Origin of the sequence: Planococcus versutus (genome assembly GCF_001186155.3) — a bacterium.
Classification (GTDB): domain Bacteria; phylum Bacillota; class Bacilli; order Bacillales_A; family Planococcaceae; genus Planococcus; species Planococcus versutus.
The window spans coordinates 87,430-113,484 of the sequence record NZ_CP016540.2 but is presented as its reverse complement, the minus strand read 5'-3'; the positions used below and the strand labels follow the sequence as shown (position 1 = coordinate 113,484).

At 40.5% G+C, this 26,055-nt stretch carries 24 protein-coding genes and 2 other annotated features; all 24 genes read right to left on the bottom strand.

Translation table 11 applies throughout. The annotated features are described in order from the left end of the window. Window positions 1–10: 10 nt before the first annotated feature. Window positions 11–3,616, bottom strand: a complete 3,606-nt coding sequence (gene rpoC / locus I858_RS00550; RefSeq protein ID WP_049694533.1) for a DNA-directed RNA polymerase subunit beta' — start codon at window positions 3,614–3,616, stop codon at window positions 11–13. Between the two features lie 107 nt (window positions 3,617–3,723). Then, complete coding sequence (gene rpoB, locus I858_RS00545; protein WP_049694532.1) at window positions 3,724–7,278, bottom strand: DNA-directed RNA polymerase subunit beta; 3,555 nt, start codon at window positions 7,276–7,278, stop codon at window positions 3,724–3,726. Window positions 7,279–7,493: 215 nt separating this feature from the next. Continuing rightward, on the bottom strand, window positions 7,494–8,096 hold the full coding sequence (locus I858_RS00540; RefSeq protein ID WP_049694531.1) for a class I SAM-dependent methyltransferase: 603 nt from the start codon (window positions 8,094–8,096) through the stop codon (window positions 7,494–7,496). A 124-nt stretch (window positions 8,097–8,220) separates the two neighbouring features. Next, window positions 8,221–8,580, bottom strand: a complete 360-nt coding sequence (gene rplL, locus I858_RS00535; RefSeq protein ID WP_049694530.1) for a 50S ribosomal protein L7/L12 — start codon at window positions 8,578–8,580, stop codon at window positions 8,221–8,223. A gap of 56 nt (window positions 8,581–8,636) precedes the next feature. Further along, complete coding sequence (gene rplJ / locus I858_RS00530) at window positions 8,637–9,137, bottom strand: 50S ribosomal protein L10 (protein ID WP_049694529.1); 501 nt, start codon at window positions 9,135–9,137, stop codon at window positions 8,637–8,639. Window positions 9,138–9,168: 31 nt separating this feature from the next. Beyond that, window positions 9,169–9,317: a sequence feature (ribosomal protein L10 leader region), on the bottom strand. A 42-nt stretch (window positions 9,318–9,359) separates the two neighbouring features. Further along, on the bottom strand, window positions 9,360–10,058 hold the full coding sequence (gene rplA, locus I858_RS00525) for a 50S ribosomal protein L1 (protein ID WP_049694528.1): 699 nt from the start codon (window positions 10,056–10,058) through the stop codon (window positions 9,360–9,362). Between the two features lie 105 nt (window positions 10,059–10,163). Continuing rightward, window positions 10,164–10,589 carry a 50S ribosomal protein L11 gene (gene rplK / locus I858_RS00520; RefSeq protein WP_006828906.1) on the bottom strand — a complete coding sequence of 142 codons (426 nt, stop codon included), beginning with the start codon at window positions 10,587–10,589 and terminating at the stop codon, window positions 10,164–10,166. 165 nt (window positions 10,590–10,754) lie between these two features. Next, window positions 10,755–11,288 (bottom strand): transcription termination/antitermination protein NusG, encoded by a 534-nt coding sequence (gene nusG / locus I858_RS00515; RefSeq protein ID WP_049694527.1) that lies wholly within the window; start codon window positions 11,286–11,288, stop codon window positions 10,755–10,757. Between the two features lie 103 nt (window positions 11,289–11,391). Continuing rightward, window positions 11,392–11,577: a preprotein translocase subunit SecE gene (gene secE, locus I858_RS00510; protein ID WP_049694526.1), complete on the bottom strand. Its 186-nt coding sequence runs from the start codon at window positions 11,575–11,577 to the stop codon at window positions 11,392–11,394. A 59-nt stretch (window positions 11,578–11,636) separates the two neighbouring features. Then, window positions 11,637–11,783, bottom strand: coding sequence for a 50S ribosomal protein L33 (gene rpmG, locus I858_RS00505; RefSeq protein ID WP_071645337.1), 147 nt, complete (start codon window positions 11,781–11,783; stop codon window positions 11,637–11,639). Window positions 11,784–11,852: 69 nt separating this feature from the next. Beyond that, window positions 11,853–12,503, bottom strand: coding sequence for an RNA polymerase sporulation sigma factor SigH (gene sigH, locus I858_RS00500; RefSeq protein WP_049694525.1), 651 nt, complete (start codon window positions 12,501–12,503; stop codon window positions 11,853–11,855). A 71-nt stretch (window positions 12,504–12,574) separates the two neighbouring features. Further along, entirely contained in the window at window positions 12,575–13,084 is a 510-nt protein-coding gene (locus tag I858_RS00495) for an NYN domain-containing protein (RefSeq protein WP_049694524.1), read from the bottom strand. Between the two features lie 4 nt (window positions 13,085–13,088). Beyond that, window positions 13,089–13,844 carry a 23S rRNA (guanosine(2251)-2'-O)-methyltransferase RlmB gene (gene rlmB / locus I858_RS00490; protein WP_049694523.1) on the bottom strand — a complete coding sequence of 252 codons (756 nt, stop codon included), beginning with the start codon at window positions 13,842–13,844 and terminating at the stop codon, window positions 13,089–13,091. Then, on the bottom strand, window positions 13,841–14,260 hold the full coding sequence (locus I858_RS00485; RefSeq protein ID WP_049694522.1) for a Mini-ribonuclease 3: 420 nt from the start codon (window positions 14,258–14,260) through the stop codon (window positions 13,841–13,843). Before I858_RS00485 ends, rlmB begins: the two co-directional genes overlap by 4 nt. 1 nt (window position 14,261) lies before the next feature. After that, entirely contained in the window at window positions 14,262–15,665 is a 1,404-nt protein-coding gene (gene cysS / locus I858_RS00480; protein ID WP_049694521.1) for a cysteine--tRNA ligase, read from the bottom strand. Next, window positions 15,662–16,324 (bottom strand): serine O-acetyltransferase, encoded by a 663-nt coding sequence (gene cysE, locus I858_RS00475; RefSeq protein ID WP_049694520.1) that lies wholly within the window; start codon window positions 16,322–16,324, stop codon window positions 15,662–15,664. The genes cysS and cysE overlap by 4 nt, the downstream gene beginning before the upstream one ends. Before the next feature lie 52 nt (window positions 16,325–16,376). Beyond that, window positions 16,377–16,594, bottom strand: a binding site (T-box leader). A gap of 42 nt (window positions 16,595–16,636) precedes the next feature. Next, window positions 16,637–18,100: a glutamate--tRNA ligase gene (gene gltX / locus I858_RS00470; RefSeq protein ID WP_049694519.1), complete on the bottom strand. Its 1,464-nt coding sequence runs from the start codon at window positions 18,098–18,100 to the stop codon at window positions 16,637–16,639. A 42-nt stretch (window positions 18,101–18,142) separates the two neighbouring features. Next, entirely contained in the window at window positions 18,143–18,643 is a 501-nt protein-coding gene (gene ispF, locus I858_RS00465; RefSeq protein WP_049694518.1) for a 2-C-methyl-D-erythritol 2,4-cyclodiphosphate synthase, read from the bottom strand. Further along, the gene (ispD, locus tag I858_RS00460; RefSeq protein WP_049694517.1) at window positions 18,640–19,335 is read right to left on the bottom strand and encodes a 2-C-methyl-D-erythritol 4-phosphate cytidylyltransferase; all 696 of its coding nucleotides are present in this window, start codon (window positions 19,333–19,335) and stop codon (window positions 18,640–18,642) included. The genes ispF and ispD overlap by 4 nt, the downstream gene beginning before the upstream one ends. Before the next feature lie 31 nt (window positions 19,336–19,366). Continuing rightward, complete coding sequence (locus I858_RS00455; protein WP_049694516.1) at window positions 19,367–20,446, bottom strand: PIN/TRAM domain-containing protein; 1,080 nt, start codon at window positions 20,444–20,446, stop codon at window positions 19,367–19,369. Between the two features lie 93 nt (window positions 20,447–20,539). Next, window positions 20,540–21,916 (bottom strand): DNA repair protein RadA, encoded by a 1,377-nt coding sequence (gene radA / locus I858_RS00450; protein ID WP_049694515.1) that lies wholly within the window; start codon window positions 21,914–21,916, stop codon window positions 20,540–20,542. 61 nt (window positions 21,917–21,977) lie between these two features. Further along, window positions 21,978–24,440 carry an ATP-dependent Clp protease ATP-binding subunit gene (locus I858_RS00445; protein WP_049694514.1) on the bottom strand — a complete coding sequence of 821 codons (2,463 nt, stop codon included), beginning with the start codon at window positions 24,438–24,440 and terminating at the stop codon, window positions 21,978–21,980. After that, a complete protein-coding gene (locus I858_RS00440; RefSeq protein ID WP_049694513.1) occupies window positions 24,437–25,528 on the bottom strand; it encodes a protein-arginine kinase McsB in 1,092 nt (363 codons plus the stop codon). The genes I858_RS00445 and I858_RS00440 overlap by 4 nt, the downstream gene beginning before the upstream one ends. Continuing rightward, window positions 25,518–26,051 (bottom strand): UvrB/UvrC motif-containing protein, encoded by a 534-nt coding sequence (locus tag I858_RS00435; protein WP_049694512.1) that lies wholly within the window; start codon window positions 26,049–26,051, stop codon window positions 25,518–25,520. The genes I858_RS00440 and I858_RS00435 overlap by 11 nt, the downstream gene beginning before the upstream one ends. Window positions 26,052–26,055 lie beyond the last annotated feature (4 nt).

Below are 26,055 nucleotides of genomic sequence, written 5' to 3'. Positions count from 1 at the left end.
GAATTTTGTTTTATGATTCTGTACCGACAATTTCTTGCTTTGCAGCTTTTTCGCTTTGAGCAATCTTAATTTGACGGTAACGTTGCATTCCTGTTCCAGCTGGAACAAGTTTCCCGATAATCACGTTTTCTTTCAGTCCTAATAACTCATCACGTTTTCCTTTAATGGCTGCATCTGTAAGGACGCGAGTCGTTTCTTGGAAAGATGCGGCTGATAGGAATGATTCTGTTTCAAGAGAAGCTTTCGTAATCCCTAGAATTACAGGTCGGCTTGTCGCAGGTAATGTACCTTCTAGAACCGCTTTAACGTTAGCTTCAGTAAATTGATGAATATCTAAAAGTGAACCTGGTAGCAATTCTGTATCACCGGCTTCAATTACGCGAACTTTACGGAACATTTGACGAACCATAACTTCTACGTGCTTATCACCAATTTCTACACCTTGCATACGGTATACTTTTTGAACTTCTTTCAATAGATAAACTTGAACAGCTTGAACGTCTTTTACTTGTAGTAATTGTTTTGGATCAATTGAACCGTCCGTCAATACTTCGCCTCGAACTATAGTGTCATCGACTTGAACTTTGATACGTGCATTGTAAGGAGCTAAGTATTTACGCGTTTCAACATCACCTTGAATCGTTACTTCTTTCTGGCCTTCGCGAATTTCTTCAACTTCGGTAACAGTACCTGTAATTTCAGAAATAACAGCTTGGCCTTTCGGATTACGCGATTCAAATATTTCTTGGATACGCGGAAGACCTTGAGTGATATCGTCTCCTGCAACTCCGCCTGTATGGAATGTACGCATCGTAAGCTGAGTTCCTGGCTCACCAATTGACTGAGCTGCAATAATGCCTACTGCTTCGCCCACTTCAACTTCGTCTCCAGTTGCTAAGTTCGTGCCGTAACATTTCTTACAAATACCGTGTTTTGTATTACATGTAAATGCAGAACGGATTGTAACTTCTTTAATACCCGCTTCTACGATAAGACGAGTCAAATCTTGCGTGATCAATTCGTCTTTTGTTACAAGAATTTCTTTTGTCTCTGGATGGCGAATTGTTTTCTTCGCATGACGACCGACAATACGCTCATCAAGCTCTTCAATCACTTCTGAACCTTCCATTAACGCTCCAACCAATAAGCCTCTATCCGTTCCACAGTCATTTTCGCGGACAATTGCATCTTGTGCAACGTCTACTAAACGACGAGTTAAGTAACCAGAATCGGCTGTTTTAAGTGCTGTATCGGCAAGACCTTTACGAGCACCGTGAGTAGAGATGAAATATTCAAGCACTGTCAATCCTTCACGGAAAGAAGATTTAATCGGAAGTTCGATAATACGCCCAGCCGGGTTGGCCATCAATCCACGCATACCTGCAAGCTGTGTAAAGTTAGATGCGTTACCACGAGCTCCGGAATCACTCATCATAAAGATTGGGTTCAAGTTATCAAGAGATGCCATCAATTTATTTTGGATGATATCTTTTGCATTGCTCCAATACGAAATAACACGTGAATAACGTTCTTCTTCAGTAATCAATCCACGACGGAATTGTTTCATTACTTTATCAACGTTTTCTTGTGCATCGACCAGAATTTCTTCTTTATCTGGAAGTACTACAATATCAGCTACACCAACAGTGATGCCAGCTTGCGTTGAATATTTGAATCCAAGGCTCTTCATGCGATCAAGCATTTTAGAAGTTTCCGTAATGTGGAAACGTTTGAATACTTCTGCAATGATTTCCCCAAGAATTTTTTTCTTAAATGGCGTGACAAGTTCTGCTTCTTTAATATGCTCTCGAATATTCGTCGTTGTAGCAACAAAATACTTCGATGGTGTTTCCACCTGCAAGTTAAAGTCAGTTGGCTCGTTAATATATGGGAATGACTTTGGCAGAATTTCATTGAAAATAATTTTACCAACAGTAGTCAATAAAAGCATTTTGTTTTGTTCTTCTGTAAATGTCGGGTTGTTAACAGCCCCAGCTTGAATCGCAATACGTGTATGCAAATGCACGTGGCCTGTTTGATAAGCAATCATTACTTCTTCAGGTCCTGAGAAAGTAGCGCCTTCTCCCGTAGCACCTTTACGCTCAAGTGTTAAGTAATAGTTTCCTAAAACCATATCTTGAGATGGTGTTACAACAGGTTTTCCATCTTTTGGATTCAAAATGTTTTGAGCTGCAAGCATTAATAATCTTGCTTCTGCTTGTGCTTCAGAAGATAAAGGTACGTGAACAGCCATTTGGTCACCATCAAAATCGGCATTGTATGCAGTACATACAAGCGGGTGAAGGCGAATTGCTTTGCCTTCAACTAATGTTGGTTCAAATGCCTGAATACCTAATCTGTGAAGAGTTGGTGCTCGGTTCAACAGAACCGGGTGCTCCTTAATCACATCTTCCAGTACATCCCAAACTTCAGAATGAAGACGTTCGATTTTGCGTTTTGCACTCTTAATGTTATGAGCCAATCCACGTTCAACCAATTCTTTCATAACAAAAGGTTTAAACAATTCAATTGCCATTCCTTTTGGTAAACCACATTGGTACATTTTCAAGTTAGGTCCAACTACGATTACTGAACGGCCTGAATAATCTACTCGTTTACCAAGAAGGTTTTGACGGAAACGTCCTTGTTTACCTTTTAACATATGAGAAAGAGATTTCAACGGACGGTTACCAGGTCCAGTAACTGGACGGCCACGACGACCGTTATCGATTAATGCATCAACAGCTTCTTGAAGCATGCGTTTTTCGTTTTGAACAATAATACTTGGTGCACCAAGATCCAAAAGACGTTTCAAACGATTATTCCGATTGATTACGCGACGATAAAGGTCATTTAAATCAGAAGTCGCAAAGCGGCCTCCATCTAATTGAACCATCGGGCGAAGTTCAGGTGGAATAACAGGAAGAACATCTAAAATCATCCAATCAGGGTTGTTTCCTGAATTACGGAATGACTCAACAACTTCAAGACGTTTAATCGCACGAGTACGACGTTGGCCTTGAGCTGTTTTTAACTCTTCTTTTAAAGAATCCGTTTCCCGTTCAAGGTCAATTTCTTGCAATAGACGCTTGATAGCTTCTGCACCCATAGCAGCTTGGAATTTCTTCCCAAACTTATCGCGGTAAGCACGGTATTCTTTTTCAGATAGAAGCTGTTTCTTTTCAAGTGGTGTATCCGCAGGATCAATTACTACATAAGAAGCAAAGTAAATTACTTCTTCAAGTGAACGCGGTGACATATCTAAGATAAGTCCCATACGGCTTGGAATTCCTTTGAAATACCAAATGTGAGAAACCGGAGCAGCTAACTCAATATGCCCCATGCGTTCGCGGCGAACTTTTGAACGTGTAACTTCAACGCCACAACGATCACAAACTACACCTTTATAGCGGACACGTTTATATTTACCACAATGACATTCCCAATCCTTTGTAGGACCGAAAATTCGTTCGCAGAATAACCCATCTTTTTCAGGTTTTAATGTACGGTAATTAATTGTTTCTGGCTTTTTGACTTCTCCATAAGACCATGAGCGAATTTTATCGGGTGACGCTAATCCGATTTTCATATACTCAAAATTATTAACATCTATCAAGGAGCCTACCTCCCTTTTGTCTCGAGTTTCTGTACGGCTCTTCCTCGGTAATGGCTGAATGAATAACTGGAGAACGGCTAATTAAAGCCGTTCGATTCCAACTATTATTAATCAATTGTTCCAACCGGTGCTTCTGTATCTGCAATCGGCAAGATATTTAATGAGTCTGCTGGTTGAAGATCTTCTTCTTCATCCAAATCACGCAACTCAATTTCTTCATCGTCAATCGTTAACATTTTAACGTCCATACCTAAACTTTGAAGTTCTTTAATCAAAACTTTAAATGATTCCGGCACACTTGGTTCCGGTACACTTTCGCCTTTAACAATCGCTTCATATGTTTTCACTCGACCTACCACGTCATCTGACTTCACCGTTAAGATTTCTTGTAATGTATGTGCTGCACCATATGCTTCAAGTGCCCATACTTCCATCTCACCAAAACGCTGTCCGCCGAATTGCGCTTTACCACCCAATGGCTGCTGTGTAACCAATGAGTAAGGTCCAGTTGAACGAGCGTGCAATTTATCATCAACCATGTGGGCAAGTTTAATCATGTACATGATTCCTACAGACACACGGTTATCGAACGCTTCACCAGAACGGCCATCGTAAAGAATCGTCTTGCCATCAAGTGGCATACCCGACTCTTCCATTGTTTCAAGCACGTCTTCTTCATTTGCTCCATCAAATACAGATGAAGCCATATGAATCCCAAGTGAACGAGAAGCCATTCCTAAGTGCAATTCAAGTACTTGACCGATATTCATACGTGAAGGTACACCAAGTGGATTTAACATAACGTCGATTGGTGTGCCATCTGGCATAAACGGCATATCTTCTTCAGGTAGAATTCTTGAAATAACACCTTTGTTTCCGTGACGTCCAGCCATTTTGTCACCGACAGAAATTTTACGTTTTTGAACGATATAAGCACGAACCAGCTGATTAACACCCGGTGGTAACTCGTCTCCATCTTCGCGATTGAAGATTTTAACATCCAATACAATACCGCCAGCACCGTGAGGCACTCGCAATGAAGTATCACGAACTTCACGTGCTTTTTCACCAAAAATAGCATGAAGAAGACGTTCTTCAGCAGTTAATTCGGTTACGCCTTTAGGTGTCACTTTACCAACTAGAATATCTCCATCTTTTACTTCGGCTCCGACACGGATAATTCCACGGTCATCCAAGTTACGTAATGCGTCTTCTCCAACGTTCGGAATGTCGCGCGTAATTTCTTCTGGTCCAAGTTTTGTATCACGTGAATCCGATTCATACTCTTCTATATGGACCGATGTGTAAACATCGTCTTTTACTAAGCGTTCACTCATGATGATCGCATCTTCGTAGTTAAAACCATCCCATGTCATAAAGCCAACCAATACATTTCTTCCTAAAGCCATCTCTCCGCGTTCCATTGAAGGTCCATCAGCTAGAATATCACGTTTAGAAATACGATCCCCAACTTTAACAATGGGACGTTGGTTATAACTTGTTCCTTGGTTAGAACGAACAAATTTCTGCAATCGATACGTATCAAGGTCACCTTTAACTTCATTGCCATCGACCACTTCAATGCGACGAACTGCAATTTCTTTAGCTTCCACGTATTCAACAATACCATCTTGCTTTGCTACTACAGCTGCACCAGAATCACGTGCTGCTAAGTGTTCCATTCCAGTTCCTACGAAAGGAGCTTCCGGGTTTAACAATGGAACGGCTTGACGTTGCATGTTCGCTCCCATTAATGCACGGTTGGAGTCATCATTTTCAAGGAACGGAATACAAGCTGTTGCTACAGAAACTACTTGTTTTGGCGAAACGTCCATGTAGTCAATATTGCTGCGTTTGTACACCGTGTTTTCACCACGGAAACGCGCAACAACACCTTCTTCGACAAATGAACCATCTTCGTTCAACTTCGAATTGGCTTGAGCGACTACATAGTTGTCTTCTTCGTCTGCAGTCAAGTAATCAATTTGTTTTGAAACAATGCCTGTTTCAGCATCTACACGGCGATAAGGAGTTTCAATGAAACCAAACTTATTCACTTTTGCGAACGTTGAGAGTGTATTGATCAATCCAATGTTCGGGCCCTCAGGCGTTTCAATCGGACACATACGGCCATAGTGTGAGTAATGAACGTCACGTACTTCAAAGCCCGCGCGTTCACGCGTCAAACCACCGGGTCCAAGCGCCGATAGTCGGCGTTTATGGGTCAATTCAGCTAGTGGATTGGTTTGGTCCATAAACTGAGAAAGCTGAGAACTACCGAAGAACTCTTTAATTGAAGCAATAACCGGACGGATATTGATCAATTGCTGAGGAACGATTGCTTGTGTATCATTAATCGACATCCGTTCACGCACAACACGTTCCATACGAGATAACCCGATACGGAATTGGTTTTGTAAAAGTTCTCCCACCGAACGCAAGCGACGGTTACCAAGATGATCAATATCATCTGTATTTCCAACACCATATAGGAGGTTAAAAAAGTAACTAATAGAAGCAATAATATCAGCTGGCGTTACATTTTTAATCTTATCTTCTATATAAGCGTTGCTAATCACAGTGATTTCTTTTTGATCTTCATTATTTGGCGCATAGATTTTAATCGACTGTAGCGTAACTTCACCTTCTAAAACGCCACCTACTTGAGAAACTGTATGGAAACCAACACCGTTTTCTAAGTTCGGAATTAAGCGATCAAGAACACGACGATCAATCAATGTACCGGCTTCAACTAAAATTTCACCTGTTTCAGGATCTACTAATGTTTCAGCAATGGTTTGATTGAAAAGACGGTTTTTAATGTGAAGTTTTTTGTTCATTTTATAACGGCCAACGTTTGCAAGATCATAGCGTTTCGGGTCAAAAAAGCGTGAGTATAATAGGCTCTTCGCACTTTCAACTGTTGGTGGTTCACCAGGGCGCAGACGCTCATAAATTTCTAAAAGCGCTTTTTCTGTGCTCTCTGTATTGTCTTTTTCAAGTGTATTTTGAAGAAATTCGTTATCTCCAAGTAAATCAATGATTTCTTGGTCAGATCCAAATCCAAGAGCTCTTAAAAGAACTGTTACTGGCAATTTACGTGTGCGATCAATTCTTACGTACACAACGTCTTTTGCATCTGTTTCATATTCCAGCCATGCTCCACGGTTTGGAATAACAGTTGCTCCGAAGCCTTTTTTACCATTTTTATCAGTTTTGTCATGGAAATAAACACTTGGTGAACGAACCAATTGAGAAACAATCACGCGCTCTGCTCCGTTGATCACAAACGTACCTGTTTCTGTCATTAATGGGAAATCTCCCATAAAGACATCTTGTTCTTTTACTTCATCTGTTTCTTTGTTGTGCAGACGAACTTTAACACGCAAAGGTGCCGCATAAGTTACGTCGCGTTCTTTCGATTCATCGACTGGATACTTCGGTTCCGCGAGACTGTAATCAACAAACTCGAGCGATAGATTTCCTGTGAAATCTTCAATCGGCGAGATATCTCGGAACATTTCACGAAGACCTTCTTCGAGAAACCATTCATAAGATGATGATTGAATTTCAATCAAGTTCGGAAGATCCAGCACTTCACTGATTCTCGAAAAACTTCTGCGTTGACGATGTTGACCGTACTGAACTAGTTGACCTACCAACTTATTCACCCCTCAATAAAACGATTATAGGTCTTTGCGATTGCCACAAAATAGTGTATGCTATCGAAAAGACAAAAAGAAAACAAGACTAAAATTAGCTCATTTTCGGTTTACACGTAATTCACTCTGTCGCCATGCGGAGCCCAAAAAAGGGCAAACGACCTCAAATTAATAAATTTTGCATTTCATTATAATACCACAGCGATTTTGTCAAGTCAAATTTTTCGAGCCTCAAAAATAAAGTAACCTTTTTTCTTATCTACTACACGTACGTCCCCGAAAAGCTCTTCTAGTTTCATCTGCGTAGAAGGTGCACCTTGCTTTTTCTGTATTACTACCCACAATGATCCACCATCCGCTAATTTCAAAGTAGCTTCTTCATAAAACCGAAAAATCGTTTCTTTTCCTGCACGAATCGGTGGGTTTGTTAAAATTGCTGAAAAATCATTGAGTTCGACAGCACTTAACCCATCACTTTCATAAATCTCAACGTTAGATACATCGTTCTTTTCCACATTTTTCTTGGCTAGTTCAATGGCTCGCGTGTTGACATCGATCATGTGAACTCGTATTTGAGGATTTTTTTTGGCGATTGCCATTCCGATTGGTCCATAACCACAGCCAACATCCAGTATTGGTCCATCTAGATCAGCTTCTTTGAATGTCTCAATCAATAAACGCGAACCAAAATCGACTTCACTTTTACTAAAAACCCCTGTGTCAGTCTGGAATCGGAACTTCTCACCCAGAAGTATGTCTGTCCACTCTCGGGGATTACTTTTTGTTTGAGGGTTTTTGGAATAATAATGTTGAGACATGTAAAGTCCTCCTTGCATTTACCTTATTACGAACAATAAGCGCTCACTCAACTAAATTTAAAAAGAAGAAAAGCCCGCCGGTATACACTGACGAACTTCTCTCCCTTCTACTTGTTTTATGAAATTACTTAACTTCTACTGACGCGCCAACTTCTTCAAGTTTGCCTTTGATTTCTTCAGCGTCTTCTTTAGATACGCCTTCTTTAACAGCTTTAGGAGCTTCGTCTACAAGAGCTTTTGCTTCTTTAAGACCAAGACCAGTTACTTCACGTACTGCTTTGATTACTTTGATTTTTGCATCGCCTGCAGAAGTAAGAACAACGTCAAATTCAGTTTGTTCTTCTTCAACAGCACCGCCAGCTGCAGCTGCAGCAACAGGAGCTGCAGCAGTTACGCCGAACTCTTCTTCGATTGCTTTTACTAGGTCGTTAAGTTGAAGAACTGTCATTTCTTTGATTGCGTCTAAGATTTGTTCTTGTGTCATTATAGTTTCCTCCTATTGATAGGTAATTTTTTTGTCGTGCTTAGCCGGCTAACTTATTAAGCGCCTTGTTCTTCTTTTTGATCTGCAACTGCTTTTGTAGTAGCTGCAAAGTTGCGAACTGGAGCTTGTAGTACGCTGAGTAACATAGACAGTAAACCATCGCGTGATGGAAGTTCTGCCAAAGCTTTCATATCATCAGCTGATGATACTAAACCTTCAATAATACCTGCTTTAATTTCAAGAGCTTCGTTTGCTTTCGCGAAGTTATTGATGATCCGTGCAGGTGCTACTACATCTTCGTTAGAAAATGCAATTGCGTTTGGTCCTGTAAAGTGTTCGTTGATTGCTTCAAGTCCGTGCATTTCTGTTGCACGGCGAGCCATCGAGTTCTTGTAAACTTTAAACTCAATACCTGCTTCACGAAGCTGTTTACGAAGTTCTGTTAGTTGTGCAACATTCAATCCACGATAATCTACAACTACAACTGATGCTGCGGCATTAAATTTATCAGCGATTGTTTGCACGACAACTTTTTTCGTTTCAACTGCTTTGCTCATTTTGGCACCTCCCATAGAATTTTCATTTATACCGTCCATAAGAAAAGCCTCTGGTCCATTACAGACACAGAGGCATAAAATCAGCATCAAAAAGATGTTAACTGAATTCATCATGTCCTCGGCAGGGATAAATTAAGCGACCAGCGCCCCTACTGTCTGCGGTACAAATGGGTATTTCACAACTCCGCTAGTATAGCAGAGCAAAAATACGATGTCAATATTTTATTTAGCAACTACTTTTGCTGGATCTACTTTAACAGCAGGTCCCATTGTAGTAGTAACATTCAACGATTTGATGTAAGTACCTTTAGCAGAAGATGGCTTCGCTTTTTGTACTACGTCATAGATAGCTTCTAAGTTTTCAGCAAGCTTGCTGTCATCAAAAGAAACTTTTCCGATTGGCGCGTGGATGATACCTGTTTTATCTGCACGGTATTCCACTTTACCAGCTTTGATTTCTTGTACAGCTTTAGTTACATCAAATGTAACTGTGCCTGTTTTAGGATTTGGCATTAAGCCTTTTGGTCCTAAAACGCGTCCAAGTTTACCAACTTCACCCATCATGTCAGGAGTTGCAACGATCACGTCGAAGTCAAACCATCCTTTTTGGATTTTTTCGATGTATTCAGCGTCGCCTACGAAATCTGCGCCAGCTGCCTCAGCTTCTTTTAGTTTTTCACCTTTAGCGAAAACCAAAACGCTTTGAGTTTTACCAGTTCCGTTTGGAAGTACTACTGCTCCACGGATTTGCTGATCGTTTTTACGCGTGTCAATTCCTAGACGGAAAGCCACTTCTACTGTTGCGTCAAAGTTTACTGTGCTTGCTTTTTTCGCAAGTTCAATCGCTTCTTTTACGTCATATAGTTTTGAACGATCGATTAATTTTTGTGCATCTCGTAATTTTTTACCTGTTTTAGCCATTTTAAACGTCCTCCTTGTTGTGGTCTAACGGTTTAAACCTCCCACGATTAAAGGCTGCGCGGTTCACGATGAACTGCGCAACCCACCCAAAAACAACTACTCGAATTAGTCTTCGATTGTGATGCCCATACTACGAGCAGTACCTTCAACCATCAACATTGCAGCTTCTACTGAAGCAGCATTTAGATCTGGCATTTTAGTTTCTGCGATTTCGCGAACTTTGTCGCGTTTCACAGTCGCTACTTTATTGCGGTTCGGTTCGCCTGAACCTGATTCAATACCGGCTGCCACTTTTAGTAGAACAGCTGCGGGTGGAGTTTTCGTAATGAATGTAAATGAACGATCTTCAAATACTGAAATCTCAACTGGAATGATCAGTCCTGCTTGATCTGCCGTACGCGCGTTGAACTCTTTACAGAAGCCCATGATATTAACACCTGCTTGACCCAATGCTGGACCAACTGGTGGCGCTGGATTAGCTTTTGCTGCAGGAATCTGCAATTTTACAACTTTAACAACTTTTTTAGCCACGAAACACACCTCCTTAAGTCCGTGATGTGGTAATAGGGTTTCCCCTCCCACTCAAATATCTGTCTGTCAACGATGTTGATAGAATTAGCTAAATTGTACAGATTGTCCTATGACAGTCTGACCTATGAAATAATACCATTAATAATTCAGAATTGCAAGGGGCTTTTATGATTTTCGAACTTGCTCGAAATCCAATTCCATTTTTGTCTCGCGACCAAAAATATCAATCGATACTTTAACTTTACCTTTTGTCTCATCAATTTCTTCTACTTTACCTTGGAAGTTGGCGAACGGCCCTTCCATTACTTCAACCGTGTCTGCGATTGTAAAGTCGATATCTATTTTGCGTTCAGTCATTCCCATCTGTTTCAGGATAAACTCAACTTCTTCATCTAGTAATGGTGTCGGTTTTGCTCCTCCACCTGATGAACCAATAAATCCTGTAACGCCTGGTGTATTTCTAACTACATACCAAGACTCATCTGTCATGATCAATTCAACCAGAACATACCCTGGGAAAGTTTTGCGCATAACTGTACGCTTCTTACCGTCTTTAAAATCTGTCTCTTCTTCTTCAGGAATAATAACGCGGAAGATAAGATCCTCCATCCCCATTGTTTCTACACGCTTTTCTAGGTTTGCTTTAACTTTGTTTTCATATCCAGAATAGGTGTGGACTACATACCAATTTTTCTCCATAATCGTGCGGACTAAACGTCCATCCCTCCTTTTTTACCAAATAAAAAAACCCGTTCTCATAGAATAACGGGCTATTTTTTATGCATTATTCTTATCGTTCAACTTAAAGTGCTACGAACCAACGGAATAATCCCGATATGCCTGCATCGACTACCGTGAAAAAGAGAGCCATGAAAATACAAGTAGCAAGAACAACGATTGTATAACGTGTTAGTTCTTTTCGTTTTGGCCAGCTAACTTTCCGCATTTCCGAAACGACATTTTTAAAGAAACCACTAATGTTACCCATTATTTTAAAAACCTCCGAATTTCAAAATCACTCTATATCGTCCGGCATTCAGATAAAATTCATATCGTTTGTTTATGCACGGTATGCTCATTGCAATGAGCACAGAATTTTTTGAGTTCCAAACGTGTGCTAGATTCCGCTTGCGCAGGAACCGTATAATTACGAGTTGCGCATCTTGAGCAACTTAATGCAATTTTTTTAACCATTATATCACCTTATTCAAGTTTACAGCTTTTTCAAGGTTATCACCTTAAAACAGCTCTGTCAACCGCTCATCAAGAGCTTGGCATCTCGTTAATCTGTATATGCCGCTCTAATTTTCGCTTGACTCGTTGCAGTGCATTATCAATCGATTTTACATGACGTTCTAGTTTTTCTGAAATTTCTTGATAAGACTGACCGTCTAGATAAAGCGCCAGTACTTCGCGCTCTAGTTCGCTTAATACTTCACCCATTTTCTCTTCCATGTATTGAAATTCTTCGTTGTGTATGATCAAATCTTCAGGGTCGTCTATACCGTTTCCAGTTAGTACATCCATTAAGGTTCGATCGGACTCTTCATCGTAAATCGGCTTGTCCAAAGAAATATAAGAATTCAAAGGAATGTGCTTTTGACGTGTAGCTGTTTTAATAGCAGTAATAATTTGACGAATGATGCACAATTCAGCAAACGCTCGAAACGAAGATAATTTATCACTTTTAAAATCACGAACTGCTTTGTATAGACCAATCATGCCTTCTTGAATAATATCTTCTTTGTCCGCACCAATTAGAAAATACGACCGAGCCTTCATTCGAACAAAAGGACGAAACTTTGTAATCAAGAAATCTAATGCTTCTGTGTTTCCGCTATGGACTAAACTAACAAGCTCTTCATCTCTCATGTCAGTGAATCGTTGGGTCTGAACTTGATCATAATTTTCCACGGGTGATCCCTCCGATTGCGTGAGCCTCGATATCTTCAGTATACAGGAAGAAAAAAATGAGCGTCAACCGTTCATTTCAAGCCCCTTCGCCATTTTTCGAAAATTTCCGCTACTTCTCCAGACAACGGTATTTTTGAAATCCCACGCTGCTCTTGGATTTCTTTTACTTTTTTAGTGATATTCTCTTGTATTTCAGTCATTTCAATTTCCAATTCACGTGCTGAAATTCGTAGTGCTCCTTTACCAAAAATAACCCATTGCTCTGTTAAATCCGATGTAGCTACGTAAATTTGGTCACGGCGCGTATGCAAACTTGTCGCTAGCTTTTCGATTCGTTCATCTGCCGTTTCACTTTCTTTCGTATAAATGACTTCAACATCATAATGTAAATTTTTAGCTTCAATTCCTGGAACAAGGTGCGCATCAAAAACAATAATGACACGCCATCCTTTGTAACTCCGATACTCAGCCATTCGTTCAATTAAACGGTCTCTAGCATTCGCCAATTTATCTTTTTTTAATTCTTGTAGTTCTACCCAGTCTCCAATGATGTTGTACCCATCAACTAGCAGAATATTCATGGCATCACTCCAGTGAATTGCGCTTTCTATAGACTTCATACATTAGCAAACTTGCTGCGACAGATGCATTTAGTGAAGTGACGTGCCCTACCATCGGCAATTGATACAAGAAATCACATTTGTCATGCAAAATCCGACTCATTCCTTTACCTTCGCTGCCAATAATAACGGCAAGAGGCAAAGAGGCGTCCATTTTACGGTAATCGACTGATTCTTTTGCATCTGTACCAGCAATCCAAACGCCGCGTTTTTTCAATTCGTCCACAGTTTGGGACAAATTGTTAATACGCACGACCGGCACATGTTCAATAGCCCCTGTAGAAGCTTTTGCCACAACGCCTGTCAACCCAACTGCACGACGCTTTGGAATAATCAAACCATGAACGCCGATTGCATCAGCTGTTCTCATGATAGAACCTAAGTTATGTGGATCTTCCAGCTCATCTAAGATTAAGAAAAATGGATCTTCATTTTTGGCTTTCGCTGCTTCAAATAAATCGTCCAAGCTCGCGTAATTATAAGCTGCTACTGCTGCAGCTATTCCCTGGTGATTGGTGTCTGTTAAGCCGTCGATTTTTTTCTTCGGTACCGATTGAACAATCACGCCTTTGTCTTTTGCCAACTGCAATAATTCAGTAATGCCTTTTTTCTGAACGCCTTCAGCGATCCAAATCTTATTGATATCGCGGTCTGCTCGCAACGCTTCAAGTACCGGGTTTTTGCCGCCAATGATCTCTGGTGCTAACTCTTCTTCAGTCATTTCAATACGCCTCCCAGCTCTTCAACAATCTCAATCGCATAGGAAATGATTTCGTCCACACGCGCTTGCTCTTCTTTTAAATACAGCCATCCCAACACCGCTTCAAATGCAGTACTGAAATTATAAGTTTGTACGTCGGTATTTTTCGGAACCGATCCGGACTTGGCATTACGTCCTCTTCTCATAATCGCCAGTTCTGTTTCTGTTAAAAACTCTTCTTCTGTTAATCGCTTCAATACTACCGCTTGTGCTTTAGCCGAAACAAAGGTCGTTGACTGACGGTGTAAGATATTGGGCTTTGAACGACCTGAACGCAACAAATATTCACGTATTGCTTGTTCATAAACAGCGTCTCCCATATAGGCTAATGCCAATGCGTTCAGTTGATCTACATCATTTTTTCGCAAAACATTCAATTTATTGCCCTCGCTTCCAGCGTGTACCTTGTGCTGTATCTTCTAAAAGTATATTTTTTTCTTTGAACAAATCACGAATTTCATCTGCCCGAGCAAAATCACGATTTTTACGCGCTTCGATGCGTTCGACCATTAAGGCTTCGACTTCTTCATCTAGTAATTCTTCCTGTTGATTAAATGGTAGACCTAACACTCCCGCTAATTCATCAAATACTGCAATGAATGTCTCTAAAACTGAAGTTGCTGTTTGTTTTTCTAGTAAATACGTATTTGATAGACGAGATAAGTCGAAAAGACTAGAAATTGCATTTGCTGTATTAAAGTCATCATCCATCGTTTCAATAAACGCTGTTTTAATCGATTTAATTTTATGCATCCAAATATCCGAATGATCACCTAAATCTGCAGACATACTTAACCGGTGCTTCAAGTTAGCATAGGCTGTACGCAAACGTTCAAGTCCTGCAACTGCATCTTCTACCAATTGTTGCGAATAGTTAATTGGGTGACGGTAATGAACCGATAACATAAAAAATCGGAGCACTTGTGGATCTAATTCTTTCAATATATCAGTCACCAGCACAAAATTATTCAGCGACTTCGACATTTTTTCATTATCAATATTAATATACCCATTATGCATCCAATAACGCGCAAATGGCTTGCCAGTGAACGCTTCAGATTGCGCGATTTCGTTTTCATGGTGTGGGAACGTTAAATCTTGCCCACCTGCGTGAATATCAATGGTATCTCCTAAATGTTCGCGTGCCATCACAGAACATTCGATATGCCAACCTGGACGACCTTCCCCCCATGGGCTATCCCATGAAATTTCTTTTGGTTTGGCCGCTTTCCATAGCACGAAATCTAGCTCATCTTCTTTTTTATCACCGATTTCAATACGGGCACCAATCTTCAACTCATCGACTGATTGATGAGACAACTTGCCATAACCTTTAAATTTGCGCGTTCTATAGTAAACGTCGCCTTGAGACTCATAAGCATAGCCTTTTTCAATCAATGCCTCGATAAACTCAATAATTTGCACCATGTGATCGGTTACTCGCGGATGAACATCTGCTTCTGCACACCCCAGTGCCTGTGTATCTTCAAAATAAGCAGCGATGAAACGCTCTGCAATTTCAGGAACTTCCTGACCCAGTTCATTTGCTGCTTTGATTAATTTGTCGTCTATATCTGTAAAATTGGATACATACTTCACGTCATAACCACGGTATTCTAAATGACGACGCACAGTATCATAAACGATCACAGGACGTGCATTGCCAATGTGAATATAATTGTATACCGTTGGTCCACAAACATACATTTTTACTTTGCCTTCTTCCAAAGGAATAAAGGATTCTTTTTGTCGTGATAATGAATTAAAAATCTGAATACTCATAAGCTTTGTCCCTCTTTCTGCATTATTGCTCTTAATCGTTCAACTTCTTGCTGTAAGTTAGCGATTTTTGCTTCCATGCCATCGCATTTATCCATAACAGGGTCAGGCATATTCTGATGATTCAAGTCGCGTTTCACTTTCACACCATCTTGAATCACCACTTTTCCAGGAATTCCAACTACTGTCGAATTCACCGGTACATTTTTCAACACAACAGAGCCTGCTCCCACTTTAGAGTTAGTGCCAATGATAATCGAGCCTAACACTTTGGCACCTGTCGCAACTAAGACATTGTCTTCTAATGTCGGATGACGTTTCCCACGTTCTTTTCCTGTTCCACCTAATGTAACCCCTTGATACAACGTAACATTATTACCAATTTCACACGTTTCCCCAATGACAACACCCATTCCATGGTCGATAAAGAAACGGCGACCGATCACAGCACCTGGATGAATTTCAATGCCCGTAAAAAAGCGGCTGATTTGTGAGATGACGCGAGCAATAAAAAATAATTTATTTTTAAAGAGAAAATGTGCTAATCGATGTGCCCAAATAGCATGCAAACCAGAATAGGTTAAAATGACTTCAAAGTAATTTCGTGCTGCCGGATCTTGTTCAAAAATGACATCTACATCATCTTTTAATAACTTAAACATTTGTCTCGCTTCCTTTCTGCTCCAAAATAAAAAGCGTCTCTGTCATATACATGACAGAGACGCATAATTGCGCGGTTCCACTCTGATTAAAAGAACAATCCGTTCTTTTCTCTCGAAAGCCTTTAACGTAGGCAAAACGTCTGGTCTACTTGTTTCGACTCAGCACTCGGAGAGGCATTTCGATGCACCAGCGGCCCAGATCCCTTTCAGCCGGTGAGGATCTTCTCTAGAGAGCTTAGTGCATGTACTTTTTCTCGTCAACGTTTTAATGATAGTAAATTCATTTTACACCGTCAGCCGAATAAGTCAATATTACGCACTTGCATATTGTGAAACGCGGGCGATGGCTTTGTCTTTTCCGAGTAACGAAATCGCATCTGGTAATTCAGGCCCGTGCATTTGTCCAGTAATCACTACACGAATGGGCATGAACAAGTTTTTGCCTTTATGGCCGGTTGCTTTTTGAACGGCTTTAATCGCTGCTTTAATTTCAGCTGGCTCAAAGTCTTCTAGTGCAGCCAATTGTTCTTTAAAAGCCGTCATCACTTCTGGTACTTGTTCAGCAGCTAGAATTTCTTTTTCTGTTTCACCGTATGTTAATTCGTCAGTGAAAAACTGTTCAGACAACTCAGTGATTTCAGCACCATAGCTCATTTGATCATGATACAAAGCAACTAGCTTGTTTGTCCATTCTGTTTGTTCTGGAGTCATATCTTCTGACAATTTACCTGCTTTTTGCAAATGAGGAAGTGCTAATTTCACGACTTCTTCAAGCGGCAATTGTTTAATGTATTGGTTGTTCATCCACATTAACTTTTGCTTATCAAACATCGATGGCGATTTAGACAAACGCTCTACATCGAAAATGCGAATAAATTCTTCTTTGGAAAAAATCTCTTCTTCTCCTTCTGGAGACCAGCCAAGAAGCGCAAAAAAGTTAAACAACGCTTCAGGAATATACCCTAATTCTCTGTATTGAGAAATAAATTGCAAGATCGACTCGTCACGTTTCGATAATTTTTTTCGGTCTTCGTTAATAATCAAGGTCATGTGGCCATAACTCGGATAGCCCCAGTCAAATGCATCGTAAATCATCATTTGTCTTGGTGTGTTCGATAAATGCTCTTCTCCACGGAACACATGTGAGATCTTCATCAAATAATCATCGATCACAACGGCAAAGTTATACGTCGGAATACCGGTTGTTTTGACCATTACCCAGTCACCAATATCTTTTGATTCAAATGAAATCGGTCCACGCACCAAATCATTAAATTCATAAGTCACGTTCGTAGGAACTTTTGCACGAATACTGTACGACTTGCCTGCTGCTTCTCGTTCAGCAACTTCTTCAGCCGTTAAGTTACGACAAGTCCCGCTATATTGAGGAGCTGCAATACCCGCTGCTTTTTGCGCATCGCGTTCTATTTCCAACTCTTCCGGTGTACAAAAACATTTAAAAGCCAATCCTTTTTCAAGCATTTGATCTGAATGTTTTTTATACGTATCCAACCGTTCCATTTGACGATAAGGTCCATACTCTCCACCGACATCAATCGATTCGTCGTGTTCGATACCCAACCATTTCAAATTATCCAGCTGCGACATAATTCCGGTCTCAATATTGCGAGCTGTATCTGTATCTTCAATACGAACAATGAATTTTCCGTTATTGTGACGTGCAAACAAATAGTTGAATAAGGCTGTACGAGCGCCCCCGATATGCAAATGGCCTGTCGGACTTGGTGCATAACGTACGCGTACTTCTTGTGTCATTTAAATTCCTCCTAAAATATCAGTAATCCTTCTACTATTCTATCACTCTGGTAGGTCAAGAGAAACTGGGTGTTTTGTTAACAAAATCACAGCAAGCGCTGCAATTCCTTCTTCGCGCCCAACAAATCCAAGATGTTCTGAAGTTGTTGCTTTAACATTAACTTGTGAAATATCGGCTTCAAGTAAATTAGCAATCGATTCGCGCATTTTCTCAATATAAGGAGCCAATTTCGGCTTTTGCGCAATAACGGTACAATCGATATTCCCAAGCTCGTAGCCTTGTTCTTTTACGTATGCCCAAATATGTGTTAACAATTTACGAGAATCAGCATCTTTAAATTCCGGATCGGTATCAGGAAAATGCTTGCCGATATCGCCTCTACCAATTGCGCCAAGCGCGGCATCAGTAATGGTATGCAATAACACATCTGCATCTGAGTGACCAAGCAATCCTCGATCATGTTCAATTTCAATACCGCCTAAAATAAACGGGCGGCCTTTTGTTAATTGATGCACGTCATAACCTTGTCCAATTCGAATCATTTTTGTTCCTCCTGTAAGCGACTTTCCAAAATAGCTTTCCCGTAAATCAAGTCATCTGGCGTCGTCATTTTAATATTTTCATATGTACTTTCAACAATTGCCACAGGATGATGCAAACGTTCAACAAGCATCGCTTCATCTGTTCCTATAAATTCGTCTTGATAGGCTGCTTGAGCTGCTTTTAAAATTAGCGAATAACGAAATGCTTGTGGCGTTTGAATCATCCATAATTGATTGCGATCTATCGTTTCCGAGATGATTCCCTTTTCTGCCTTTTTAATGGTGTCTTTGACAGGAACAGCTGCTATCGCTGCACCAGATGTGTTTGCTGTCTTCACTAAATTTGCAATCACTGCGGTGTCGATAAAAGGTCGTGCAGCGTCATGAACTAAAACAACGCCACAAGATGGAATCGCTTCAAGACAAGCTCTCACACTATCTTGTCGCTCTGTTCCTCCCGTAGCGTAGCCTTGTACTTTTGTTAACTGATAAGATTTTACGTAGCTTTCAATTAAATCGCGTTCTTGCTCTTTAACTGCCAACCAAATCGCATCACAGTTAGGATCTTGTTGAAAAACTTCCAGTGTATAAAGAAAGATAGGCTTACCAAAAAGTTCGAGTAATAATTTATTTTTATCAGCTTTCATTCGTTTCCCACTGCCAGCAGCAGGCAAGACGACTGTATAATTCATAGAAAAACATCCTTTGTCCACTTGGTGCAGTTTATTTACTATCACGTGGCTTCGCAAAAATCATTCTTCCTGCAGAAGTCTGCAACACACTCGTCACTGTAACATTGATCGCCTGGCCAATAAATCCTTTGCCACCTTCAATGACAATCATCGTTCCGTCATCCAAATAAGCGACACCTTGATTTTGTTCTTTGCCATCTTTAATGACTACGACATGCATATCTTCTCCTGGAATCACGACAGGTTTTACAGCATTAGCTAAATCATTAATATTCAAAACAGGAACATTATGAAGTTCACACACTTTATTGAGGTTAAAATCGTTGGTCACGACTTTACCGCCCATTTTCTTCGCAGCGCGCATCAATTTTAAATCGACTTCGCTCACTTCATCAAAGTTTTCTTCTGTAATCATGATGGCGTCTACACGTTCACTTTGAAGACGCTTTAAAATATCCAAACCACGCCTTCCGCGTGTCCGTTTTAAAGTATCCGAAGAATCCGCAATATGTTGCAGTTCAGACAAGACAAATTGCGGCACCACAAACGTACCTTCCATGAAACCAGTTGCAGAAATATCTGCAATGCGTCCATCAATAATGACACTCGTATCAAGTAATTTATAAGACGTTTTCTCAATCAGTTCTTCTGTTTCCTGTTTTTTTGCTGGTACGAATCTAGCAGGAGTTAACATTGTTAACATTTCTTCGCGTTTTTGAAATCCTACTTGAAACCCTAAATAACCAAGTCCCACAGAAAGTACCAAAGGCGCTACCGTTGCAACAAGTGGAATATCAACCGTACTCAACGCAAATCCAACCAAAAACGCTACCACAAGACCGATAACCATCCCGACTGTACCGAACAAAAGATCTGGTGTTGGGGCACGCAATAATTTTTCTTCCATCCATTTCATTAAATGAATTAATGAATCTACAAATAACAAAGATAATAAGAAAAAGACAAGAGCACCAACAATTGCTGCTACATAAGGATTACTGATCCACGGATTATCGAGAAAGGGAATAAGTTCAAATGCAGATGGTAATAATAAAATTCCGATCGTCGCACCAATAAGTAAAAACATTATTTTAATAATAGTTCTTAACACGAGCTCCACCTCCTTTTTATAAGTATACACATTTTAAAACCAGAACGCTCCAATGACACCTGTTTAGAAATAAAAGGAGGCAAAATTGCCTCCTTACTGTGGAAAAATTTCTTTTAATGCATCGTTAACACTTTCTACACCGACTACGCGAATTCCTTCTGGATAATCCCAGCCACCCAAATTTGACGCTGGAATAATAGCACGCTTGAATCCAAGCTTCGCTGCTTCTTGAACTCGCTGTTCGATACGTGATACCCGTCTTACTTCACCCGTCAATCCTACTTCTCCGATAATACAATCGTAAACGTTTGGTGCTTTGTCACGGAAACTCGAGACGATACTAGCTAATACAGCCAAATCAATTGCGGGCTCATCAAGCTTGACACCACCCGCGACTTTAATATAGGCATCCTGTGCTTGCAATAACATACCTACTCGTTTTTCTAACACCGCCATTAGTAATGTGACGCGATTGACATCAATCCCAGTCGCCATACGCTTTGGATAATTGAAACTAGATGGCGTCACCAATGCTTGGATTTCAACCAAAATTGGACGCGTTCCTTCCATTGAAGCGACGACTGTTGACCCGGCCGAGCCGCTCGATCTCTCTTGTAAAAATAATTCTGACGGATTTAATACTTCTTTCAATCCACCTTGAAGCATCTCAAAAATCGCAATTTCATTAGTCGAACCAAAACGGTTTTTAACACTGCGTAAAATACGGTATGTGTGATGGCGTTCGCCTTCAAAATACAGCACCGTATCGACCATATGCTCCAAAATCCGAGGTCCTGCAATCTGGCCTTCTTTTGTCACATGGCCAACGAGGAAAATTGCGATATTTTTCATTTTCGCGATTCGCATCAATTCTGCCGTACTTTCTCTTACCTGCGTCACACTACCTGGAGCTGAAGTCACTTCAGGATGATGAACCGTTTGAATTGAATCAACAATCACAAAGTCAGGAGCAACGTCTTCAATGGTATGATGAATTAATTCCAAATTTGTTTCGGCGTAAATAAATAATTCCGACGATGATGCGTCTAGACGCTCTGCACGCAATTTCGTTTGTCGAATCGATTCTTCTCCGGAAATATATAATACCCGGTTCCCACTATTTGCAAGCATCGCTGAAACCTGCAACAGCAAGGTTGATTTCCCGATACCAGGGTCTCCTCCAATAAGCACAAGGGATCCAGGTACAATTCCGCCACCTAGCACACGATTTAATTCGCTGAGCTCTGTTTCTACTCGCGGTTCATCTTGCGTTTCGATAGCATTAATCGGTATCGCTTTTTGAGGAACCGCTGCACTATGCTGAAAAGCACCACGTGTTCCTTTAGGAGCAGCTATTTCTACTTCTTCAGTCATCGTATTCCATGCTGCGCAACCGGGGCATTTCCCCATCCATCTGGCTGATTCATAGCCACACGACTGACAAATAAATTTCGTCTTTTTCTTAGCCATGTGTACCTCCTTAAATAGAAAAACCGCTCGCCCGAAAGAGACTCCGGAGAGCGGTATGTCCTTATTGTTTTTCGATTGCTACTTCTTTTTCTTTTTCTACTTTACTTGTACGAACAACAAATTCATCATCTTCTACATCAAAAATCATTTTTTGACCGGATAAAGCTGTCCCTTTTAATAACTCTTCTGACAAACGGTCTTCCACGTGTTTTTGAAGCGAACGACGCAGTGGACGCGCTCCGTATTCTGGGTCATATCCTTCTTTCGTCACTTTTTCAAGTGCTGCTTCTGTTAACTCCAAATCGATATCCTGCTCTTTCAAGCGATCTACCAATTGTTTTGTCATCAACGTCACAATTTCTCTCAAGTTTTCTTTTTCAAGAGAATGGAAGACGATCATGTCGTCCACACGGTTTAAGAACTCTGGGCGGAATGCTTTTTTCAATTCAGCAAGCATTTTCCCTTTCATGTCTTTATAATCCGATTTGGCCTCAGTTAAATTAAAGCCAACGTATTTATTGTATTTTAGCTCTTCTGCCCCGACGTTTGAAGTCATGATAATGACCGTATTACGGAAATCGACTCTGCGACCTTTTGAATCCGTCAACCGTCCATCTTCAAGAACTTGCAACAGAATGTTGAAGACATCTGGGTGAGCTTTTTCAATTTCATCAAGAAGGACGACTGAATAAGGCTTTCTTCGTACTTTCTCAGTCAATTGTCCACCTTCTTCATATCCCACATAACCTGGAGGAGAACCGACTAGACGTGAAGTCGAATGTCTTTCCATGTATTCAGACATGTCAATGCGAATCATGGCTTCTTCGTCACCAAACATCGATTCCGCTAAAGCGCGTGCTAATTCCGTTTTACCAACACCCGTTGGTCCAAGGAAAATGAAAGATCCAATCGGACGTTTCGGATCTTTCAATCCGGCACGTGCACGTCGAATTGCTTTTGAAATAGACGTTACGGCTTCGTTTTGTCCAATAACACGGTTGTGAAGAATAGACTCCAAGTTCAACAATTTATCCGATTCTGTTTGTGCCAATTTCGATACAGGAATACCGGTCCACATAGACACTACTTTCGCGATATCTTCTACTGTTACTTCAGATTCTTCTTTGCCTTGTTTTTCTTTCCATTCTTTTTTCGTTTTATCTAATTGGTTTTGCAATTTCTGTTCTGCATCACGAAGCGAAGCTGCTTTTTCAAACTCTTGACTTTGAACGGCTTCGTTTTTCTCCGAACGCGCTGCTTCTAATCGTGATTCCAGTTCTTTCAAATCTGGTGGAGTTGTGTAAGAACGAAGTCTTACTTTTGATCCAGCCTCATCAATCAAGTCAATCGCTTTATCCGGTAAGAAACGGTCCGAAATGTAGCGATCTGACATTTTAGCTGCTGCTTCGATCGCTTCATCGGTAATTTTCACACGGTGATGCGCTTCATAACGATCGCGCAAGCCACGGATAATTTGAATTGATTCTTCTACTGAAGGCTCATCTACTTGAATTGGCTGGAAACGACGCTCAAGAGCTGCATCTTTTTCAATGTATTTGCGGTACTCATCTAACGTTGTCGCACCAATACACTGAAGTTCCCCGCGTGATAATGACGGTTTCAAAATATTAGATGCATCAATTGCACCTTCTGCACCGCCAGCACCGATTAATGTATGAAGCTCATCGATAAAGAGAATCACGTTACCCGCTTGACGAATTTCATCCATCACTTTTTTCAAGCGATCTTCAAATTCTCCACGGTATTTAGTTCCAGCAACTACCGTACCCATATCTAAAACCATCACGCGTTTGTCGCGCAACGTTTCTGGAATTTCATTGTTTACGATTTGTTGAGCTAGTCCTTCAGCAATTGCCGTTTTACCCACACCTGGCTCTCCAATTAACACCGGATTGTTTTTCGTTCTGCGGCTCAACACTTCAATCACTCGTGTAATTTCGTCACTTCTACCAATTACTGGGTCTAGTCCACCGTCGCGAGCAACTTGAGTCAGGTCACGAGCTAACCCGTCTAAAGTTGGTGTGTTTGCTGAAGCATTCGGGCTCGTACCTGTAGAAGTCTGCTCGTTGCTTCCTAGAAGCTGTAATACTTGCTGACGCGCCTTGTTCAAGCTGACACCTGCATTTCCTAACACACGCGCTGCAACGCCTTCTCCTTCACGAATAAGCGCTAACAACAAATGCTCTGTACCTATATAGGAATGGCCCAGTTTACGGGACTCATCTACTGATAATTCAATCACTTTTTTCGCTCTTGGTGTGTAATGAACGATTGGGCCAACATTTTTTTCGCCAACACCCACTAGCTCTTTAACACCTTCTTCAATCAACTGTGTATTCACTTCAATTGCTTCTAGAGCTTTAGCGGCAATACCGCCACCTTCACGAATCAAACCAAGAAGAATATGTTCTGTACCAATTGATTCGTGTTTCATGCGAATGGCCTCTTCTTGAGCTAACTGAAGAACTTTTTGTGCGCGTTGTGTAAATCGATTAAACATCATGCAAGATCCTCTCCTTCACTATTTCTATCTTTTTTATTCAATCGCTCTCGGAATAACTTTGCCCGAGCAAAATCACGTTCTCTAGGCTGTAACGGTTTATCTGCATACTGCTGCAAGAATGCCGGTTGCATAAAAATCATTAATTCATTTAAGATTGACATGTCTAGATCTTGAATCATCTTTAAATCAATACCCAAACGAACATCTGACAGACGCGTCGCAGCTTCTTCTGTCGTCAGCAGTCTCGAGTGGGTAAGAACACCAAGTGAACGATACACCCGATCTTCTAAAATCATTGGTGAATTTAACGCAATGGCTTCTCGTGCTTTGCGTTCTTGCTGAATAATTTGCTCAGTCATATTCTCCAAATCCTGAAGAATTTCGTATTCAGATTTACCTAATGTCAATTGATTGGATATTTGATAGACATTTCCTAGTGCTTCGCTACCTTCTCCATAAATACCTCGAACCACCATGCCCAATCTTGAAATTGCAGGAATGATTCGTTGAATTTGATGTGACATGGTCAATGCAGGCAGATGAAGCATAACTGACGCTCTCATTCCAGTACCTGCATTTGTCGGACAACTAGTTAAATAACCATACTTCTCATGAAAAGCATATGACAAATTCTTTTCTAGTAGAGAATCTAATTCATTGGCTATTTTAAAAGCTTGTTGAAGCTGAAAGCCGGGTTGAAGACTTTGGATACGCAAATGGTCTTCTTCATTTACCATAATACTTAACTCTTCATTTTCAGACAATAAAACAGATCCTGAACGCTGACTATTTACGAGAAAAGGACTAATCAAATGTTTTTCTACTAGTACTTCTTTTTGTAATTGAGCAAGCTCTTCAATACTGATATGGCTAAAATTATAATCTAATTCATTTCCTTTATCTAATAATACAGAAGAGATTTCTTTATCTACTTTAAGTGCTTCATCTTCTGTAAACGAATAAGGAAATTTAAAGTCTGTTAAATTTCTAGCCAACCTAATTCTCGTACTCATTGCAATATCTACATTTTCAGCATTGTTCGTCATCCAACTACTTGCATGAGGTTGAAGAAATCGTTCAACTGCCATCTGCAGCACCTCCTTCAAGTTTTGCACTTAATGCTTTTACTTCGTCTCTTAGTCTTGCAGCTTTTTCAAAGTCTTCTTCTTGAATACATACCTGCATTTGTTTACGAAGTTCTTCGATTTCTTTTTTAATTTTTAAGGTAGTGCCATATGAAGCTGGTATTTTGCCTTTATGCTCTATATTTCCATTATGGAAACGTTTGAATATTTCATCCAGATGCGGTGAAAACGCGTCGTAGCAAGAGTCGCATCCAAACTTCCCAAGTCGCAAAAATTTAGAAAACGTAAAGCCACAAGAAGGACACGTAACTACTTCCTTTCTAGCCGGGCTGGTAGACGCTTGCGAATTAGGAAACCAATTTGATAATAACTGATGAATGGCTAATGGATCTTGTTCAAAAGCGACATTAATACTATGATTTTCAGCAGCACATACATGACATAAGTTACGTTCTATTATCTGTCCGTGTTGCTGTTGTTTAACTATAACTGATGCAGAACGTTCTCCACATTGATCGCAAATCATCTTT